19 protein-coding genes are annotated in these 19,897 nt (G+C 65.4%); 17 read left to right on the plus strand and 2 right to left on the minus strand.

What is annotated here, in order from left to right; translation table 11 throughout:
• Positions 1–3 precede the first annotated feature (3 nt).
• The 8 genes from ACYVF5_RS12460 to ACYVF5_RS12495 all read left to right on the plus strand — a co-directional run bounded on the left by ACYVF5_RS12460 (position 4) and on the right by ACYVF5_RS12495 (position 9,087).
• A complete protein-coding gene (locus ACYVF5_RS12460) occupies positions 4–2,082 on the plus strand; it encodes an endonuclease/exonuclease/phosphatase family protein (RefSeq protein WP_460946850.1) in 2,079 nt (692 codons plus the stop codon).
• A 153-nt stretch (positions 2,083–2,235) separates the two neighbouring features.
• Complete coding sequence (locus ACYVF5_RS12465) at positions 2,236–3,060, plus strand: GntR family transcriptional regulator (RefSeq protein WP_460946852.1); 825 nt, start codon at positions 2,236–2,238, stop codon at positions 3,058–3,060.
• A 145-nt stretch (positions 3,061–3,205) separates the two neighbouring features.
• A complete protein-coding gene (locus tag ACYVF5_RS12470) occupies positions 3,206–4,345 on the plus strand; it encodes an ABC transporter substrate-binding protein (RefSeq protein ID WP_460946854.1) in 1,140 nt (379 codons plus the stop codon).
• Between the two features lie 13 nt (positions 4,346–4,358).
• The gene (locus tag ACYVF5_RS12475) at positions 4,359–5,288 is read left to right on the plus strand and encodes an ABC transporter permease (protein WP_460946856.1); all 930 of its coding nucleotides are present in this window, start codon (positions 4,359–4,361) and stop codon (positions 5,286–5,288) included.
• Positions 5,285–6,082: an ABC transporter permease subunit gene (locus ACYVF5_RS12480; RefSeq protein WP_460946858.1), complete on the plus strand. Its 798-nt coding sequence runs from the start codon at positions 5,285–5,287 to the stop codon at positions 6,080–6,082. Before ACYVF5_RS12475 ends, ACYVF5_RS12480 begins: the two co-directional genes overlap by 4 nt.
• Before the next feature lie 38 nt (positions 6,083–6,120).
• A complete protein-coding gene (locus ACYVF5_RS12485; protein ID WP_460946860.1) occupies positions 6,121–7,242 on the plus strand; it encodes an ABC transporter ATP-binding protein in 1,122 nt (373 codons plus the stop codon).
• 103 nt (positions 7,243–7,345) lie between these two features.
• Positions 7,346–8,464: an LLM class flavin-dependent oxidoreductase gene (locus ACYVF5_RS12490; RefSeq protein WP_460946862.1), complete on the plus strand. Its 1,119-nt coding sequence runs from the start codon at positions 7,346–7,348 to the stop codon at positions 8,462–8,464.
• A complete protein-coding gene (locus ACYVF5_RS12495; protein WP_460946864.1) occupies positions 8,461–9,087 on the plus strand; it encodes an FMN reductase in 627 nt (208 codons plus the stop codon). Before ACYVF5_RS12490 ends, ACYVF5_RS12495 begins: the two co-directional genes overlap by 4 nt.
• A 99-nt stretch (positions 9,088–9,186) precedes the next feature.
• On the opposite strand, the gene ACYVF5_RS12500 is transcribed toward ACYVF5_RS12495, so the two are convergent.
• Positions 9,187–9,405 (minus strand): DUF5302 domain-containing protein, encoded by a 219-nt coding sequence (locus tag ACYVF5_RS12500; protein ID WP_460946866.1) that lies wholly within the window; start codon positions 9,403–9,405, stop codon positions 9,187–9,189.
• Between the two features lie 191 nt (positions 9,406–9,596).
• Between ACYVF5_RS12500 and ACYVF5_RS12505 the strand changes: the two genes are divergently transcribed.
• The 6 genes from ACYVF5_RS12505 (at position 9,597) to ACYVF5_RS12530 (ending at position 13,278) form a co-directional block, all read left to right on the plus strand.
• Positions 9,597–10,169 (plus strand): hypothetical protein, encoded by a 573-nt coding sequence (locus ACYVF5_RS12505; RefSeq protein WP_460946868.1) that lies wholly within the window; start codon positions 9,597–9,599, stop codon positions 10,167–10,169.
• Positions 10,169–10,927 carry a hypothetical protein gene (locus ACYVF5_RS12510; RefSeq protein WP_460946870.1) on the plus strand — a complete coding sequence of 253 codons (759 nt, stop codon included), beginning with the start codon at positions 10,169–10,171 and terminating at the stop codon, positions 10,925–10,927. Before ACYVF5_RS12505 ends, ACYVF5_RS12510 begins: the two co-directional genes overlap by 1 nt.
• 127 nt (positions 10,928–11,054) lie before the next feature.
• Positions 11,055–11,324 carry a 30S ribosomal protein S15 gene (gene rpsO, locus ACYVF5_RS12515; RefSeq protein WP_460946872.1) on the plus strand — a complete coding sequence of 90 codons (270 nt, stop codon included), beginning with the start codon at positions 11,055–11,057 and terminating at the stop codon, positions 11,322–11,324.
• 131 nt (positions 11,325–11,455) lie between these two features.
• Positions 11,456–11,656, plus strand: a complete 201-nt coding sequence (locus tag ACYVF5_RS12520) for a hypothetical protein (RefSeq protein WP_460946874.1) — start codon at positions 11,456–11,458, stop codon at positions 11,654–11,656.
• 44 nt (positions 11,657–11,700) lie between these two features.
• Positions 11,701–12,615 (plus strand): NADP-dependent oxidoreductase, encoded by a 915-nt coding sequence (locus ACYVF5_RS12525; protein ID WP_460946876.1) that lies wholly within the window; start codon positions 11,701–11,703, stop codon positions 12,613–12,615.
• Positions 12,616–12,630: 15 nt separating this feature from the next.
• Positions 12,631–13,278 (plus strand): hypothetical protein, encoded by a 648-nt coding sequence (locus ACYVF5_RS12530; RefSeq protein ID WP_460946877.1) that lies wholly within the window; start codon positions 12,631–12,633, stop codon positions 13,276–13,278.
• Here the strand turns inward: ACYVF5_RS12530 and ACYVF5_RS12535 are convergent.
• Positions 13,240–14,361, minus strand: coding sequence for an acyltransferase family protein (locus tag ACYVF5_RS12535; RefSeq protein WP_460946879.1), 1,122 nt, complete (start codon positions 14,359–14,361; stop codon positions 13,240–13,242). The two genes, ACYVF5_RS12530 and ACYVF5_RS12535, sit on opposite strands and share 39 nt — an antisense overlap.
• A 384-nt stretch (positions 14,362–14,745) precedes the next feature.
• Between ACYVF5_RS12535 and ACYVF5_RS12540 the strand changes: the two genes are divergently transcribed.
• The 3 genes from ACYVF5_RS12540 (at position 14,746) to ACYVF5_RS12550 (ending at position 19,894) form a co-directional block, all read left to right on the plus strand.
• Complete coding sequence (locus ACYVF5_RS12540; RefSeq protein WP_460946881.1) at positions 14,746–17,007, plus strand: polyribonucleotide nucleotidyltransferase; 2,262 nt, start codon at positions 14,746–14,748, stop codon at positions 17,005–17,007.
• 355 nt (positions 17,008–17,362) lie between these two features.
• Complete coding sequence (locus ACYVF5_RS12545) at positions 17,363–18,382, plus strand: aldo/keto reductase (protein WP_460946883.1); 1,020 nt, start codon at positions 17,363–17,365, stop codon at positions 18,380–18,382.
• 123 nt (positions 18,383–18,505) lie between these two features.
• Positions 18,506–19,894, plus strand: coding sequence for a M16 family metallopeptidase (locus ACYVF5_RS12550; protein ID WP_460946885.1), 1,389 nt, complete (start codon positions 18,506–18,508; stop codon positions 19,892–19,894).
• Positions 19,895–19,897 lie beyond the last annotated feature (3 nt).

The raw sequence follows: 19,897 nt of genomic DNA on the forward strand, positions 1-19,897 counted from the left end.
ACAATGCATCGGAGAATCAGACTCGAACGGCGGTGGTTCGCCGCGCTCGCCGGAGCGGCGGCGATGCTTCTCGCCCTGCTCGCCACACTTCTGCCCGCATCGGCCGCCTATGCAGCGGGCTCGACGCTCACGCTGTCGGCCACCGTGGCCGAGCAGGGCGAGACCATTACCGTCGACTACACGACGGACGCACCGGACTCGAAGAACTGGATAGCGATCTACCGGGCGAGCGACGGGACTCCCGATGGAAACCCGGCATCCCGTGCATACGCGTACGCGCCTCTCGAACAGGGGCGTGTGAGCTTCACGCTCACGGCGTCCACCTTCCTGCCCGGCGAATACCGGATCTACTTCCTGGCTCAAGACGGCTACGGCGCCCTGACGGAGCCCGTCGCGCTGACCGTCGCCGACCCCGACTCAGCTCCGGAGCCGGAGCCGGAGCCGGAGCCCGACCCCGCGGCATCCGGGATCACGCTGTCGTCGTCCGAGGTGCACCGCGGAGACACGCTTCGCGTCGACTACAGAACCTCGGACCCCTCCCAGACGAACTGGATCGGAATCTACCGGGAGTCGGATGGAACGCCCGACGCCGACCCCGGATCGCGCATCTGGTCGTATGCGCCGGAGGAAGAGGGCACGGTCAGCTTTCCCATCAGCCTGTCCGCCGGCTCCTATCTCGTGTACCTTCTCGCCGACGACGGCTACGAGCAGCTGACCGCACCGGTTCCGTTCACAGTGCTGCCGGATCCGGCCGACGTCACCAGCAGGGTGGCGGACTACACCACAGGAGACGCGCGGGTCGGAGAGACGTTCTCCGCGAAGCTCGACGTTCTCTTCAACGTCGCGGGAGCGGACCCCGCGTCGGTCACGGTCGTGGACGCACCCGACTGGGCCACGCTGAGCGACGGCATCCTCACCGGGACACCCGCCTCAGAAGGGGAGTTCGTGTTCACCGTCAGGGCGGAGGCCGGCGGGAAGACGGCCGAGACGCAGGTGACAGTGCCCGTCGTGGCGGCGGATGCCGCCCTCGGCGACGATCTGCGGGTGGTCACCTACAACGCGTGGCACGAGGGCAGTCAGGTGGCGGAGGGCCAAGACAAGGAGCTGACGGCGTTCCTCGAGCAGGGCGCCGACATCGTCGCCCTCCAGGAGTCGAGCGCGGCACACGCCGGAGCGCTCGCCGATGCGCTCGGGTGGTACTCGCACTCAGGGCCGGAGTGCGGCAACTGCACCATCATCAGCCGCTACCCGTTCGGCGGGAGCGCATCAGGCTCGGCCGCCGTGGGCGCAGAGGTCCTCGTCGACCCGGTCAAGGACCGCAGCCTCTGGATCTGGTCTGCTCACCTCGGGTACACGCGCTACGGACCGTATTACGCACAGGAGGGCAGGTCGATCGAGTACATCCTGAGCGAGGAGGAGGCTCAGCGCGGGCCGCAGACCCGCCAGACGATCGAGGTCATGGACCAGGTGGCGGCCGAGCATCCCGGTGCGCCCATGATCTACGCGGGCGATCTGAACGTGCCGTCCCACCTGGACTGGGTCGAGGGGAACCGTGCGGAGCACGGTGGCCTCATCGTGCCGTGGCCGACCTCCGTCGCGCTCGAAGAGGCGGGTTTCGTCGACACGTACCGGGCGATCCATCTCGACCCGCTGACCGACCCGGCGACGTCGTGGACCCCCCGGTTCCCCGAGGAGCCGCAGGACCGGATCGATTTCATCCACCTTCGGGGAGACGCCATCACTCCCGTCGACTCCGTCTATTTCCACGGTGCGTCGATGGACGACTGGGCCTCAGACCACGGCTCGTTCACAACGGAGTTCGTGTGGGACGACGCGGCTGATCCGGAGCCCACTCCCGATCCGACCCCGGACCCGGAGCCCTCTCCCTCGCCCGACCCTGTCATCCCCGTTCCCACACCGTCGGATGAGGCGCCGACAGGGGCCGAGGCGAAGGTCGGTTCGTTGCCCGTGACAGGCGCATCGCCGTTGGCGGCTCTCCTGATCGGAACGGTCACCGTGGTCGCGGGTCTCGTGCTGACGTTGAGCGTGCTCCGCAGGCGGAGGCGTGCCGAGCGTCAGTGATCCGCAATGACGGCGACGGAGGTGCTGCACGGACCCTGCTCCGTGCAGCACCTCCGTGCTGTCCGCGCCAGAGAGCCTGTGCATCGTGAACAGTCCGTGAACGCTTCGGAACATGCGACGAGCCCGCCGGTCCGCATCACGCAGACTCGTTTCATGAACGGGATACCCGATGACGATGAACGGGGTGCAGAACGCCGGCAGATGCGGCGGGGAAGCAGAGAAATCGCCTCGGATCTGGTGCGCCGGATCACATCGGGCGAGTTCCCGTTCGGAGCGACTCTGCCGTCGGAATCCCAGCTCGCGCAGAGTTACGGCGTGGCGCGTGGAACGATCAGGAGAGCGCTCGACTCCCTGGCGCGCCAGGGAGTCGTCGCAGCGCAACCGGGCACGGGCTGGGCGATTCTCTCGCAGCTCCCGCATCAGAGTTTCACCGAGCTGAGGTCGTTCGCGCAGTGGGCCGAGGCCCAGCGGCTGCCCGTCGGCGGCATCGTGATACGGAGCAGAAGACGAAAGCCGACACCGGGAGAGGCACGCCGTCTGCGGGCGGCGCCCTTCGACTCCGTACTCGAGGTGACCAGACTGCGGACACTTGCCGATCAGCCGGTTATGCTCGAGCGGTCGACGTATGCTCCCCATCTGGTCGAGAGGATCGAGTCGCTCGATGAGGGGCTTCCCTCGGTGACGCGCGCGATGGAGGAGCGATTCGGAGTCGCCACTGAACACGCGGACTACGTGATCGATGTCGTCGCAGCATCCTCCCTCGATGCCGAGCAGCTCGGGGTGCGTCGCTCGAGCGGTCTGCTGAGAATGCGACGGACGAGTTTCGACACCGGTGGCCGGCCGATCGAGTCCTCCGACGATCGCTACGCGCCGGGCGTCATGGCCTTCCACGTCTCGTCGTCGCGGGAACGCCATCGGGTGAGACGGATGCCTGCGGGGCCCGCAGATGGCCAGGTGTCGTCACCGGTCCAGGGTTGAGGCAGCTGACCAGACGATGGCCGCACGTTGTTCTCCTTCCGTTCATGTGAGGATCCCCGGGGTTTCGTAATGTGCGAGACGCAGCCCAGAGCGCCGAGCGTTTCTGAGTGTGCACCGTCAGACACCGAGAAAGAGAGACTCACTGATGATCCGAGACACACAGACGACACGAAAGCGCTTGAGTGCGCTGCTCGGGCTCGCCGCTGGAGTGGCCCTTCTGGCTGGCTGCGCCGCCGGTCCCGCGGACGGAAGCACGTCGGACGGCGTGAACGCGGCAGAGGCCGAGACCCTCGATGCGTTCGGTTCGATGGAGGCACTCGAAGAGGCCGCGAACGCCGAAGGGCAGCTGAACGTGATCGCATTGCCGCGCGACTGGGCGAACTACGGCGAGATCATCGATCTGTTTATGGAGACCTATCCGGAGATCACCGTCAACGAGGCGTCTCCGGATGCGTCCAGCGCCGAAGAGATCGAGGCGGCTCGCACGAACGAAGGGCTCGACACAGCGCCCGATGTCTTCGACCTCGGCCTGACGGTCGCGCTGCAGAACACGGACTACTTCGCGCCGTACAAGGTCGCGGGATGGGACGACATCCCCGAGGAGCTCAAGGACCCGGATGGTCTCTTCACGGGCGACTACGGCGGGTACATGTCGATCGGCTACGACTCGTCGAAGTTCGATCGCCCTGAGGCGCTCGAGGACCTGCTCGGGGCGCAGTACAAGGGGTCGGTTGCGATCAACGGCGACCCGACCCAGGCCGGCGCAGCGTTCGCCGCGGTGGGGATGGCCACCGTGCAGACCGGGGGTGCGCTCGACGACTTCACCGACGGCATCGAGTTCTTCGGTGAGCTGAACGCCGCGGGCAACATGCTCAAGGTCGACGTGACCACCGCGACCGTCGCGTCCGGTGAGACGCCCGTCGTCTTCGACTGGGACTACCTGAACGTCTCGCATCGAGCGGACAACCCGAACTGGGAGGTCGTGGTGTTCGACGGCGTCGGCTACGCGGGCTACTACAACCAGGCGATCAACAAGGGAGCACCGCACCCGGCCGCCGCGCGGCTCTGGCAGGAGTTCCTCTACAGCGACGAGGTGCAGAACCTCTGGCTGCAGGGTGGCGCCCGTCCGGTGCGCGCGGATGCGATGGCGGAGGCGGGGACGATCGACGAAGAGGCCTACGACGCCCTTCCGGAGACCCCGGCAGAGACGGTTGTTCCCACGGAGGAGCAGAGTGAGAAGGCCGGTGAGCTCCTGGGCGACATCTGGGCCTCCACCGTCGGCTAGGACGACGTCTTCCGTGATCGCATCGGATCGTACGGACTCGAAGCCGGTGGGGGCGGGCGTCGCCCCGGCCCCACCGGCAAGAGCCGGTTCCCGCCTCCGCCGGTACCTCCCCGCCCTGGGGCTGCTGCCGTTCACCGTGTACGTCCTCGTCTTCCTCGCCCTCCCGACCGTGCTGGCCGTCGCCACCGGATTCTTCGACGGCGAGGGCGTTCCGACCTGGGAGAACATCGAGGGGCTCTTCGACCCGGTGATCGTCCAGACCTTCGCCAACTCGTTCTGGCTCTCCCTCATCACCGCCGTCATCGGCGCCGTGCTGGGAGCGCTGATCTGCTACGCCGCGCTGGCGTTGAGAGAGAACGGCGCCATTCGTGCGATCATCGACGCGGCGAGCAGTGTTCTCGCGCAGTTCGGCGGGGTGATGCTCGCCTTCGCGTTCATCGCGGCGATCGGCCTGCAAGGTGTCGTCACCCTGTGGCTGAGGGATGCACTCGGCATCGACATCTTCGCCGAGGGAGCCTGGATCTATGCGCTTCCTGGGCTGTATCTGCCGTACGTGTACTTTCTCACCCCCCTGATGGTCATCACCTTCATGCCGGCGCTGACCGCGCTCAAGTCACAGTGGGTGGAGGCGACGCTCATCCTCGGGGGCACGAGGGCCTCGTTCTGGCGTCGCGTCGGCATCCCCGTGCTTGCCCCCTCGTTTCTCGCGTCGGTCCTCCTCCTGTTCGCCATGGCCTATTCGTCGTACGCAACCGCGGCAGCGCTGGCGAGTCAGGGAGCGCAGATCGTCCCCCTGCAGATCCGGGGGGCGCTGACCAGCGAAACGGTTCTGGGCCGCGAGAACCTCGCCGGTGCGCTCTCCCTCGGGATGATCGTGGTCATGGCCGCGGCCTGGGGGCTGTACGCCCTCGTGCAGCGGCGGGCATCGAGGTGGCAACGATGAGCACAAACACGATCGCCCCGCGTCGCTGGGCGGCGGGACTCATCGTCGGCGTCATCGGCGCGGTTTTCCTGATCCCCATGGTGTCGATGTTCGCGTTCACTCTCCGGGGTGAAGGCGGCATGACCGCCGACCACTGGTTGAACCTTCTCGCGCCGGAGCGCCCCGGGCTCTTCGCGCCGGTGTGGATCGGGCTCTCGAACTCCCTTGTGCTCGCTCTTGTGACGATAGCGATCATCCTCTTCGTCCTCGCTCCCACCCTCGTGCTCGTCACGCTCAGGTTCCCGAGGCTGTGCAGAGTGGTGGAGTTCGTCTGCTTGCTGCCCCTCTCGATTCCCGCCGTCGCCCTTGTGGTCGGGCTCGCCCCGGTCTACCTCAGCATCGGCCGGGTGATCGGCGCCGGCGTGTGGCAGCTTGCCTTCGCCTACGGCATCACCTGCCTTCCCTTCGCGTACCGGGCGATCCAGGCGAACCTCGACGCGGTCGACACACGGACGCTCGCTGAAGCAGCCAGGTCCCTCGGAGCGAGCTGGACCCAGGTCCTCATTCGCGTGATCGCACCGAACATCCGCGTCGGCCTGCTTCTCGCGTCGCTCATCTCCCTCGCCGCAGTGCTCGGCGAGTTCACGATCGCCTCGCTCTTGAACAGACAGAACCTGCAGACCGCGCTCCTGGTGGTCAGCAAACAAGACCCCTACACCGCCGTCATCGTCTCACTGCTCTCGCTCGGATTCGTGTTCGTGCTGCTCCTTCTTGTGGATCGGGTCAGCAGGTCGATGATGCGCCGTGCACGCTGAGCGCTCCGGCGAGAGAACAGAAGAAAGAAGCAGTCCCCATGTCATACACCGCCCTTCCCGGCTCCGCCATCGAAACCGCTCTCGAATCAGACAGCGGCGTGCGTCCCCCCTCGGCGAACTCCGGCAGCCGGGTGACCTTCTCCGGCGTCGCCAAGAGCTTCGGCTCCACCCCGGTGCTGCGGTCTCTCGATCTCACCATCGAGCCAGGTGAGTTCCTGTCGATCCTCGGTCCGTCCGGCTGCGGCAAGTCGACCGCTCTGCGTCTGCTCGCCGGGCTGGAGTCGCCGGACCATGGAGAGATCCTCATCGACGGAAAGGACACCACAGCGGTTCCCGCCAACAAACGAGACATGGGGATGGTGTTCCAGTCGTACTCGCTCTTCCCTCATCTCAACACGTCGAAGAACACCGCATTCGGCCTCACGATGCGCAAGGTGCCGCGCGCGTCCATCGAGGCTCGCGTCGCCGCCGTGCTCGATCTCGTCGGGCTCGGCGAACACACGTCGCGCTACCCCCATCAGCTCTCCGGTGGACAGCAGCAGCGCGTGGCGCTCGCCCGCGCCCTCGTCACGGAACCGCGCGTTCTGCTCCTCGACGAACCGCTGTCCGCTCTCGATGCGAAGGTGCGGGTGCAACTGCGAGACGAGATCAGGCGCATCCAGCTTCGCCTGGGCATCACCACGGTGTTCGTGACACACGATCAGGAGGAGGCGCTCGCCGTCTCCGATCGCATAGCAGTGATGAACGGCGGCCGGATCGAGCAGCACGGAACGGCTGAAGAGCTGTACTCCCGTCCGGCAAGCGACTTCGTCGCGGACTTCGTCGGCCGATCCAGCCTCATCTCCGCCGTGATCTCCGCGGGAACCGCCACTGTGCACGGGCAGCCCCTCCCTCTGCACACCCCGGCCGCCGACGGGCCGGCCCGTGTCTATCTTCGCCCAGAGCAGATATTCTTCGCCTCCGACGGCATCCCCGCGGTTGTCACCTCGAGCATCTTTCTCGGCTCCATCAGGCGCACCGCCGTCCGCACCGCGGATGGTGAAGAGCTTCTGATCCAGCACCCGGCCTCTGAGCGCGTCGCCGTTGACGAACGGGTCTTTCTCGGTCTGCGTTCCACCCCGGTGTCCGTCGAGAGGCGTGGTCAGGCCGGCGACGCATAGCGAGTACGCGGACCGGGAATAACCCGGACGGGGCATCCGTTGTTGACGATATCCATGCAAATGCATAGAGTCATTGCACAGCCACAAGCGAACGGAACGCGCAATGCAATTCGGAATCTTCAGTGTCGGCGACATCACCCGGGACCCGACCACCGGCAGAACCCCCACAGAGGCAGAACGTCTGCAGAACGTGCTGACGGTCGCCCAGCACGCCGAAGAGGTCGGTCTCGACGTCTTCGCGATGGGCGAGCACCACAACCCTCCCTTCTTCCCCTCGAGTCCGGTCGCCATCAACAGCTATCTGGCCGCGAAGACATCGCGGATCATCCTCTCGACGGCGACGACGCTCATCACCACAAACGACCCGGTGCGCATCGCAGAGGAGTACGCGATGCTGCAGCACCTCTCCCGAGGACGGATGGATCTGACGCTCGGCCGGGGAAACACAGGTCCGGTCTACCCGTGGTTCGGTGAGGACATCAGGCAGGGGATCCCGCTCGCCATCGAGAAGTACGGGCTGCTCCGTCGCCTCTGGCGTGAGGAGACGGTCGACTGGGAGGGCCAGTTCCGCACCCCGCTGCAGGGGTTCCAGTCCACACCGCGACCGCTGGACGGTGTGCCGCCTTTCGTCTGGCACGGAAGCATCCGCAGCCCGGAGATCGCCGAGCAGGCCGCCTATTACGGTGACGGTTTCTTCTCGAACCACATCTTCTGGCCGGCAGACCACACGGCGAAGATGGTTGCCTTCTATCGTCAGCGGTTCGAGCACTACGGCCACGGCACCGCCGCACAGGGAATCGTGGGGCTCGGCGGGCAGGTGTTCATGCGCAAGAACTCGCAGGACGCCGTGAACGAGTTCCGCCCGTACTTCGACAACGCGCCTGTCTACGGACACGGACCGTCGCTCGAGGACTTCAGCGCGCAGACCCCGCTGACGGTCGGGAGCCCGCAGCAGGTCATCGACCGCACCCTCGGGTTCCGCGACTACGTCGGCGACTACCAGCGTCAACTGTGGCTGATGGACCACGCGGGCCTGCCGCTCAAGACAGTGCTCGAACAGCTCGACATTCTCGGTGGCGAGGTCGTTCCCGTTCTGCGCGAGGAGTTCACCAAGAACCGGCCGGCAGATGTGCCAGACGCTCCGACCCACGCATCGCTCGTGAATGCAGCGGGCATCGACTCCAACCGACCCGTTGGGCAGAAAGAAGAGGCCGCGTCGTGACCACCCGTCAACTCGCCGTCGTCTCTGGCGGTCTCAGCCAACCGTCGTCCACACGGATGCTCGCAGACAAGATCGCAGACGCCGTCACCGGCCTGCTCGGCAAAGAGGGCATCGAGGTCGAGAGAACGACGGTTGAACTGCGAGACCACGCCCACGACATCACGAACAACATGCTCACCGGGTTTCCGAGCGCCTCGCTCGAGACGGCGATCAGCACGGTCACGGGCGCGGACGGCCTCATCGCCGTCACACCGATCTTCACCACGAGCTACAGTGGCCTGTTCAAGTCGTTCTTCGACGTGATCGACAACGAGTCGATCGGCGGAATCCCGATGATCATCGGCGCGACGGCCGGCTCGCCCCGCCATTCGCTTGCGCTCGACTACGCGCTTCGACCCCTGTTCACCTACCTGCACGCGGTTGTGGCGCCGACCGGTGTGTTCGCGGCGTCGGAGGACTGGGGGAGCGGCGCGGACGCCCTGAAGACGCTTCCCGACCGCATCGATCGTGCGGCGGCTGAACTGGCTCGCCTGATGGTCGACTCCGATCGTTCGAGCCGGGTGAAAGACCCCTTCGACCTCTCTGGCTCACTGAGCCGCGTCGGCGGATTCCAGCCCCGCTGATCAGCCCGGTCGCCGGTCGCCGGAACAACAGTGCCGCGGCAGCCCATCGGGCGCCGCGGCACTGTGTTCGTGTTCGCACTGTGTTCGTGTTCGCTTTCGTTACCCGCTCTTGCGCCGGAACTCGCGCGAGTGATCCGCAGGCCCCTGGGTGTGATTGATGGCAGAGCCACCGTCGAGGTGAGCCTCGCCCGTGCCCCGTGACTGCCGCTTCTTGCGCTCGAGCGCCTCACGGAACTTGCGTTTGGTCTCTTCTGATGCCCCTGTGCCTGTCGGCGTTGCGCCGGCTTCATTGGCGCCGGCGGTCTCATCGGAACTCATGAGGTGTCCTCTCTGCGTGATGTTCGGCGGTGTCGCCGCTGTGCGCAGTGTGTGCGACTCCACCCATTCTACGTGCGCGTCAGGGGTGGCCAACGGGCTCTGTGCCGTCAGAGCATGAAGTGGTGGAACAACCGAGACGGTCTGTGGATAACTTTCGCCCCACCACCTCGGATTGATCTACTGTGTGCTGCATGAGTCTTCGTGGTGACCGGATGCCGTGGCACCGGCCGAGCGGAAAAGCCTCGGCCGCCGTGGCCGTGCTCCTGGCGATGGCGCTCACGTCGTGCACCACCCCGTCACCGGAGCCGACTCCCACCAAGACCACCGTGTTCGCGTCAGACGACGAAGCGCTCGCTGCTGCTGTGGACGCATATACGAAATACAACGCTGCGCTCGATGCGGTACTGGCTGGGGAAGATCGTAAGGAATCCGGCTTACAAGGCCTCGTTACCGAAGAGTTTTGGCTTGAACTCAGCGAGACAAACGGGCTGGAAGAACGCGGTTGGAAATCACAGGGAACATCGACCTTCGATAGTGAAACACTTGTCGCATTCAACATGGATGCGAGCGTCGCTAACATCACGCTTTCGCTCTGCCGCGACGTCTCAGAGGTTCGATTGATTGACGAAGGTGGCAATGATGTCACCCCTGCTTCACGCGATGACCGATTTCCAGTTGAGGTGAACTTCGTATCTAGCTCCTCACACGAGAATCAACTACTTCTCGCGGACAGTGGAACATGGCCTGGCGAAGACTTCTGCTAGTGCTGATTCTGGCCGTAGCTGGATCCTCGCAGACGGCGGCTCTCGCGTTGTCGAGCTCATGCGACGAGTATGAAGCAAGTCTCGGCCTCTGCCCCGGCGGAAGTATCGGCAACGGCGAGGTCGTCATCGGCGGTGATCAGGAACACGGGGGCGGCGGTGACCACGGTGTCCACGATCCGGGGTCAGGACCGGTCGAGACCGACGGCAACGGCGACGGCATCGATGACAGCGATCAACTCATCACCTGCGGCGGCGGCGCCGCGTGCATAGCCGATGCGATCACGATCAGCGACCTCGCACGGTTCTCTCCGGTTCAGGCATCGCTGTCGATGGAGCCGGAGGGCTGGATGATCGTGGGGCTGCCGGCGAACTTCTTCGTCTCGGCAGGCATCCACTCGGTCGATGGATCGCTCTTCGAGCACCCGGTGTCTGTGCGGTTCACCCCGACCGCGTTCCACTGGAACTGGGGCGACGGCGCGTCGTCGACAACGTCGACGGGCGGTGCGTCGTGGCAGGCGCTCGGTCTGCCGGAGTTCGCTCCCACCCAGACAAGCCACGTCTACGCGGCCTCGGGTTCGTACACGATTTCTGCGACCGTGTCCTATTCCGTCGACTTCAGCATCGCAGGTCTGCCGTGGCGCTCCGTCAGCGGCTCACTCGACGGTCCGGCGAGCGTCGCCGCTGCGGTGGCCGGCACCGCGAAATCCGTGCTCGTGGACCGGGAATGCACACGGAACCCCGAGGGCCCGGGATGCTGAACGGCCGGGCCGCAACCGGCACTCGAGCTGTTAGACTCTTGAGGTTGCCGTCGAACGGCCGCGGATAAAGAGAGCCAGGCATACCGCCCAGGGCACCGCGCAACGAGTGAGAAAGGGGATCCCATCTATGGCACTTGATTCAGAGACCAAGAAGGCGATCATCGAAGAATACGCTACCCACCCAGGTGACACCGGATCCCCCGAGGTCCAGGTCGCGGTCATGACCCACAGGATCATCGGCCTCACCGAGCACCTGAAAGAGCACAAGCACGACCACCACTCACGTCGTGGCCTGCTTCTGCTGGTCGGCCAGCGTCGTCGTCTGCTCGGCTACCTCGCCGACATCGACATCGACCGTTACCGCGCCCTCATCGGCCGGCTCGGTCTGCGCCGATAACACACAGGCATCCGGCGCCGGCGTCTTCGTCGACAACGCGATCTTCTTCACAACAGGCCGTCACCCTCAGGTGGCGGCCTGTTGCGTTGTGCGTTCTCGGGATTGCGCCGACAGTGTGATCAACTGGAGGCATGAAGCCAAGCACAAAGACCCTCGTCATCGGCACGATCGTTGTCATCGCGGCGATCGTCGTCGCGTGGTTGATCGTCGACATCGCGCTCGCCTTCCTCACCGCGATCTTCAAGTTCGCGCTTGTGCTGGTCGTCGCGCTTGTGCTGGTCGTCATCGTCGGCATCTGGTGGCTTCGCGCTCGTCGCCGCGACGACGATTGAGCCGAGACCTCATTCGATCCATCGATCCATCAAGGAGCAAAAACGTGTCACGTGCAGTGGTGTACGAGAGAAATGGCGGCCCCGAGGTCCTGCGCCTCGTCGAGAGAGAGGAGCAGCAGGCTGCGCCATCCGAGGTGAGGGTCAAGGTCGTCACCGCGGGCCTCAACCCGGTGGATTGGAAGATCTTCACCGGTTTCGCACCGCACTACAAAACAGAACTGCCCGCCGGCGCCGGCAACGACTTCGCGGGTGTGATCGACCAGGTGGGCGCAGAGGTCACGGGCTGGTCCGTCGGTGACGAAGTCTTCGGCGGCGCACGCCACCGTGCTGTCGCAGAGCATATCGTCGTCGACCCCGGCACACTGCACCGCAAACCGGATCAACTGCGCTGGGAGCAGGCCGGCTCTCTCGACATCGCAGGTCGAACAGCGGCGGCAGTCGTGGCATCCGTTGGGCTCACCGCAGACGACACCGTGCTGATCAGCGCCGCCGCGGGGGGAGTGGGCGTGATCGTCAGCCAGCTCGCCGTGCGCATCGGCGCAACGGCCATCGGCACAGCGAGCGAGGCCAACCACGAGTTCCTTCGGAGCCTCGGCGTGATTCCGGTGACCTACGGCGGTGACCTTGTCGAGCGGCTGCGCCAGGCGGCACCGCAGCCCATCACGGCCGTGCTCGACCAGCACGGCCGCGACACACTCGACGCAGCGATCGAGCTCCGCGTCTCTCCGGACCGGGTGAACACGATCGCAGACAAGCCCTACGGCTCAGAGCACGGGTTCAAGATCGCCGGCGGCAATGAAGCAGAACCGGGTGACCTCGACGAGATCGCGCGGCTCGTGGCAGACGGCGAGCTGCAGCTGCCCATCGAAGCGGAGTATCCGATCGACAAGGCGCGTGAAGCGTATGAGCGGCTGATGGCCGGTCACCTGCGCGGCAAAATCGTGCTCCGCATCGGCTGACGGGGACGACGAGCCATGGAACGAAGACCGCGCAAACCACTGAGACAGTGGGAGCTCACTCCCTACATCAGCGTGTTGCTGTACCTCTCGCTCGGCTCCGCGGTGATTCCGCTCACCAGAGGGCCGTGGCAGACGGTGAGTTTCGTCGTCGTCTGCGCCGGCGCTGTCGCGATCGTCGTCTGGATGCTCGTCGCCGGTCGCGGGGGACAGGGGAATCCGAACCGCGACGGTGCGCTCACGTCGCTCGACGGCATCCGCCTGGCCGAAGCCCACCCGACGGACGGCTATCGCACACGCGTGCACGACACACACCGTTACCAGGCGTCTCTCGACCGCGTCGCGCGGTTCGGGAGCGGCGAGACGCGTGCGGTTCTCGTGCCGGACGCGACCAGGTGGCTGGGGCGTCTGCTGCGCGTCGGCGTCGAGATCGTCGATGTCGACGGGCGTGCCTCACGCGCCGGTTTTCTCTCGCCCGAGCACAACGCGCGCTGGCGGGAGCTTCTCACCCCCCTGCGTGAGAGCGGTCTCTACGTGGCTGTTCCGGCGAGGGTGACGGGCAAAGAGCGCCAGCGCACGCTCGAGCTCGACCTCGGCGATGTCGAGCGCGTCGTCGCAGAGACCGAGTCAGTCTTCGCGCCTGGCGCCGGTGGGGTCTCGAGGTGATGACCCCGGCCGGCGGCCGACGTCATGGTCTGAGAACAGCCACGCCGGTCTCGGTTCGATCAGCGGCGCGAACACCCGCCGCACCGGCGAGCTCGACAGCAGCACGCTGATGATCACCGACGCGACGACGAGCACAATGAGCCAGAGGGCGTTGTACTCGGGATCGCCCAGGATCCCGCTCTCGCGGAGCGGATACAGAACGAAGCTGTGCAGCAGGTACACATACATCGTGTACTGACCGAAGCGCGTCAGCCGGGTCTTCCGCCGCGGGAGCAGAACGAAGAACGCCGCGATGAGCAGCACGGCGAGCACGATGAGCGCCAGTCGGATCCCGCCAGCCCACCACTCGTCGTCACCGAGGGCGTGGTAGGAGTCGTCGTAGAAGAACCAGAAGCGCAGGTCGATCGCGCGCCAGGTGTCGATGAACACAACGAGAACGGTGACCCACGCGGCGAAGAACGCGAACGCGGCGCCGCGCACCCACCAGGTCTGGCGTTCGGCGAACCGCCAGGTGTCGACGATCTTCCATCTGTGCAACTGCCAGCCCAGCACGAAGTACGGCAGGATGCCGAGGGCACGCGACAGCGAGAACGTGCTGTCGATGTTGTCGAGGTACCCGACGCCCACAGACACCACTATCGACCAGAGCAGCGGCCAGCGGATCAACGCGAGATAGGGGAGGATCAAGCGGAAGATGCCGAGCGCGAGCAAGAACCACAGGGTCCACGACGGTTCCGTGGGGTTGAGCTCCCGCTTGCCCTCGACGAGGAACTGCACGAGCGTCCAGACGGACTCGAAGATGACGTAGGGCAGGATGATGTCGGTGATGAGACGCTTCATCTGAGACACCCCGGGGGGAGCCGCCTTCGAGAAGTAGCCGCTGATCAGAGCGAACGCCGGCATGTGGAAGGCGTAGATCGCGAGATAGATGACAAGCGCGTTGTCTGAGTCGTAGGTGAGCCGCTGAATGGCGTGCCCCATGACGACGAGCACGATGCAGGCGAACCTCGCGTTGTCCCAGAACGGCACCCTGGTCTTCTGCGGCGCTCGCGGAGCGCGTGCCTCGGCCGCTTCAGAACCCACTGCGACTCCCTCGAACTGCGGAGCCCGCCGTGCGGTCAGCCGGGTTCCTCTCGGTGCCAAGCGTAACCGCCGTCGCCCGGGGCGTATGACGCGCTGCTCCGAGGATGCGAACGGCGCCTCTGTTAGACTGAAGGCTGGTCGACCTCGTGGTCGGCTGAGCAAGACAACGGAGCAGGCCGGCAGGAAGCTGGTCCTCGGTGGTGGATTTCTCTCACAACGTTTCAGAACAGGGTTTAGAAACTGCACGGTGAGGGCGATTTTCTACTGGAGATCAGCCAGGCCCCACACGCTGTGGACGGCTTGAGTACGTACTGACCGTTCCTGCTCCTTGAGTAGTGTCGCGCCACAATGCTGTCGCGGCGCACGAAATAAGGAGAGAGACCTTTGGAAGGTCCAGAAATCACATACGCCGAGGCAGTCCTCGACAACGGAAAGTTCGGTACGCGTACCGTTCGTTTCGAGGCCGGTCGCCTGGCACAGCAGGCACAGGGTGCCATCGCTGCCTACCTCGACGAAGAAACCATGCTGCTGAGCGCGACAAGCGCGTCGAAGCACCCGAAAGACAACTTCGACTTCTTTCCCCTGACGGTGGATGTCGAAGAGCGCAGCTACGCTGCGGGCAAGATCCCCGGTTCGTTCTTCCGCCGTGAGGGCCGCCCGTCCACAGAGGCGATCCTCGTCTGCCGCCTGATCGACCGGCCACTGCGGCCGACATTCGTCGAAGGTCTCCGCAATGAGGTCCAGATCGTCATCACCGTCCTGAGCATCGCTCCCGACGAGTTCTACGACGCTCTGGCGATCAACGCGGCATCCATGTCGACGCAGATCTCGGGTCTGCCGTTCAACGGCCCGATCGCCGGTGTGCGCCTCGCGCTCATCGACGGCCAGTGGGTGGCATTCCCCAAGGCGTCGCAGCTCGAGAACGCCGTCTTCGACCTCACCGTCGCCGGCCGTCTGGTGACTGACGCTGACGGAAACGAAGACGTCGCGATCATGATGGTCGAAGCAGAGGCGACAGAGAGCAGCTGGAACCTCATCCAGTCCGGCGCCATCAAGCCGAACGAAGAGGTCGTCGCAGAAGGCCTCGACGCAGCCAAGCCGTTCCTGGCCCAGCTCGCCAAGGCGCAGAAGCAGCTCGCCGCCCAGGCCGCCAAAGAGGTGCAGGACTACCCGGTCTTCCTGCCGTACTCAGACGAGGCCCTCGCCGCCGTCGAGGCGCTGGCGAAGGACGAGCTCGGCTCGATCTACCAGATCGCAGACAAGCAGGAGCGCCAGAACGCAGACGACGCGCTCAAAGAGCGCGTCAAGGCTGCCGTTCAGCAGAAGGTCGACGCCGGTGAACTCGGCGGAGACGTTCCGCCGATGGTGTCCGCCGCCTACAAGTCGGTGACGAAGAAGGTCGTGCGCGGCCGCATCCTCACCGAGGGTGTGCGCATCGACGGTCGTGGGCTCGCAGACATCCGCCCGCTCGACGCAGAGGTGCAGGTCATTCCCCGCGTTCACGGCTCGGCGATCTTCCAGCGCGGCGAGACCCAGATCCTGGGCGTGACCACGCTGAACATGCTCAAGATGGAGCAGCAGATCGACTCCCTGAGCCCGGTGACGAAGAAGCGTTACCTGCACCACTACAACTTCCCGCCGTACTCGACAGGTGAGACCGGTCGAGTCGGTTCGCCGAAGCGTCGCGAGATCGGGCACGGCTTCCTCGCCGAGCGCGCACTCGTTCCGGTTCTGCCGAGCCGCGAGGAGTTCCCCTACGCCATCCGCCAGGTGTCAGAGGCACTCGGGTCGAACGGGTCGACCTCGATGGGCTCGGTCTGCGCATCGACCCTGTCGCTGCTCAACGCGGGTGTTCCGCTCCGGGCACCTGTCGCCGGCATCGCCATGGGCCTCGTCTCTGACGAGGTCGACGGCCAGACGCGCTACGCGGCACTGACCGACATCCTCGGTGCGGAAGACGCGCTCGGAGACATGGACTTCAAGGTCGCGGGCACCTCTGAGTTCGTCACGGCGATCCAGCTCGACACAAAGCTCTCCGGGCTTCCGTCCTCGGTGCTGAAGGCCGCTCTGACTCAGGCGAAAGAGGCGCGCACCACGATCCTCTCGGTGCTGAACGCCGCGATCGACGCTCCCGATGAAATGGCTCCGACCGCGCCTCGTGTGATCTCGGTCAACATCCCCGTCGACAAGATCGGTGAGCTGATCGGGCCCAAGGGCAAGACGATCAACTCGATCCAGGACGAGACCGGCGCCGACATCTCGATCGAAGAAGACGGAACCGTCTACATCGGTGCCGTCGACGGACCGTCGGCTGAAGCGGCGCGCGCGCAGGTCAACGCCATCGCGAACCCGACGAACCCCGAGGTGGGTGAGCAGTTCCTCGGCACCGTCGTCAAGATCGCCGCCTTCGGCGCGTTCATCTCGCTCCTCCCGGGCAAAGACGGGCTGCTGCACATCTCAGAGGTGCGCAAGCTCGCCGGCGGAAAGCGTGTTGAGAACGTCGAAGACGTGCTCGGTGTCGGACAGAAGATCCTCGTCGAGATCACCAAGATCGACGACCGGGGCAAGCTGTCCCTGCAGCCGGTCGTCGCCGAAGAGGCCGAGGCCGCCGTCGGCGACGAGCAGGCCGCTCCGGTCGAGGCGTAACGACCGACCGAACGAAAACGGATGCCCGCCCCGCGTTGTCGGGGCGGGCATCCGCTTTGTCCCTGTGCCGCGCAAGTGTCCACAAGAGCAGCCACAGCGCTGCTTTTCCACCCGGTTGGCTGGTTTTTTAGCGCTCGTTTGACGGGAATCCGGCTGAACCGGGCGCAAATGCGGCGTCCGTTATGAAATCGTTATTGCAGATATCCCCGGTGTTCACCCAAATGTCAGGTGATGTCTGATGGGTGACATAACATCGAGCCAAGCGCGGGGGCGCGACCGGGACCATCGATCGACTCGCGTCGACCATTGAAGCGCCGATCACAGAAGCGTCGATCACAGAAGCACGGGGGGCACGATGACACGTTCTGCGCACCCTGACGCGTCGTCGACGGCTCCACGGATCTTAGCCCAGCACCCGTCCGAGCCCATCCCGGTGTCGGCAGACGGGCTCGGCAACGACCTCCGGCGCCCGGTGGGTCACAGCGGCCTCAGCGTTTTCCCTCTCGCGCTCGGCGGGAGTGTTTTCGGCTGGACAGCCGACACCGAGACGAGTGAGGCGGTGCTGAATCGCTACGTCGACTACGGCGGGAACTTCATCGACACGGCCGACAGCTATTCGGCCGGCCGCAGTGAGCACATCATCGGCTCTTGGATGACGAAGCGCAAGAACCGCGACGCCGTCGTCGTCGCCACCAAAGTCGGTCGTCACCCCGACAACCCGGGTCTCGGACCGGTCAGCATGGTGAGAGCCGTCGAAGCGAGCCTTGAGCGACTGCAGACAGACCACATCGACCTGCTCTATTTTCACGAAGACGACCCCAGCGTTCCGCTGGAGGACTCCCTCGGCACGGCACAGTGGCTGATCGAGACGGGAAAGGTGAGGGCGCTCGGTGCGTCGAACTACACAGCGGCCAGGCTCGTCGAGGCGCGTATCCTGTCCGCAACCGGCTACCCGCGCATCGAGGCGCTCGAGATGCACTACAGTCTGCTGCACCGGCATGAGTACGAGGGTGACCTCCGTATGGTCGTCATCGGGCAGGGCCTCGCCGTGATGCCGTACTTCGCCCTCGAGAACGGGTTCCTGACCGGCCGATACCGCAGCAAGGCAGACGTGCGCGGCGCGACACGGGGGACCCGTGTCGCGAGGCACCTCAACAGACACGGGTTGCGAGTGCTGCACGCGATCGACGCGGTGGCCGCTCAGCAGAACGCTCCACAGGCTTCGGTCGCCCTGGCCTGGCTGCTGGCCAAATCCGGTGTCACGGCACCCGTCGCCAGTGCATCCCGTCCCGAGCACGTCGACGCGCTGATCACTGCCGTCGCGCTGCAGCTCACCCGCGGCCAGATGCTCGAGCTCGATAGGGCACTGCGCTGAGCGATCCAGCCGGCCTTCGGGCGCGTCTGCGGTGTGCAGATGTGGCGCGCAGAATCACGCGATTGCGGTGATTGTGCGTGATCGGGTGCGTGAAGCGGAGCCGGCTGACATAGGCTGGGTGCGATGACTGGCTCAGTTCACCTGCCGCTCGATATGGCCGAGCTGACCTATCCGGCATCGGGAAACGCGCTCGTGAGGCGCACGATACTTCCGAGCGGTGTGCGGATCCTCAGCGAGAACGTGCCGGGCTCGAGCAGCGCGACACTCGGGTACTGGGTGGCCGTCGGATCACGGGATGAGCTGCCGTTCCGACCGCCGACGGCGCACACGCCCGCCAGGGAGTCGGCCTTCGGATCCACCCATTTTCTCGAGCACCTGCTGTTCAAGGGCACACCGAACCGCACGGCTCTCGACATCGCTGTGGCCTTCGATGCGGTCGGAGGCGAGCACAATGCGATGACCTCGAAGGAGTACACCTGCTACTACGCCAAGGTGCGCGACATCGATCTTCCGATGGCCGTCGACGTGATCGCAGACATGCTCACGTCATCGCTCATCGACCCCGCCGAGTTCGAGACCGAACGTGGTGTGATCCTCGAAGAGCTCGCGATGAGCGAAGACGACCCGGGAGACGTGGCCAGCAACACCCTCTTCGAAGCGGTGTTCGGTGAGCATCCGCTCGGGCGCCCGGTGGGCGGCACCCCCGAGACAGTGGCGCAGACCACTCGCGACGCGGTGATGGCGCACTATCGCGCGACCTATCGTCCCCAGGACCTCGTGATCACGGCAGCTGGATCTGTCGACCACAACGTGCTCGTCTCCCGGGTGACGGCCGCGCTCGAATCCGCCGGATGGGACCTGCGGATCGACGCGACGCCTGTTTCCCGTCGCTCGTCCGCTCCGGCTCCCATCGCCCGCCGCGATGTCGTTCGCACGGTGGCGAGGCCAACCGAGCAGACCCACCTGCTCGTGGGAGTCCCCGCGCTCACCGCGACCGACGACCGGCGTGTGACGATGGGTGTGCTCAACTCGATCTTCGGCAGCGGAATGTCGTCTCGGCTGTTCCAGGAGGTGCGCGAGAAGCGGGGGCTCGCCTATTCGGTGTATTCGTTCGCTCCCGCATATTCGGATGCCGGGGTGTTCGGGATGTACGGCGCGTGCACACCGGCGAAGGCGAGCGATGTCGCCCAGCTGATGCTCGACGAGCTCAGACGCCTTGCACGCGATGGCGTCACGGACGACGAGATGCGCAGGGCGAACGGACAGCTGTCAGGAGCGTCGGCACTCGCGCTCGAAGATTCCGATACGCGTATGTCGAGGCTGGGCCGAGCCGAGATCACCCTCGGAGAATTCACCGATCTCGACGAGAACCTGCGCCGACTCGCCCTTGTGACCGCTCGAGACGTGCAAGAGCTCGCCCACGATCTTGTGTCTCGCCCGATTTCCCTCGCTGCCGTCGGCGCCATCGATGATGACGTGTTCGCCGGCTTCGGCAGCGCTATCCAGGAGTAGAAC

It is taken from the genome of Okibacterium endophyticum, from assembly GCF_054780075.1.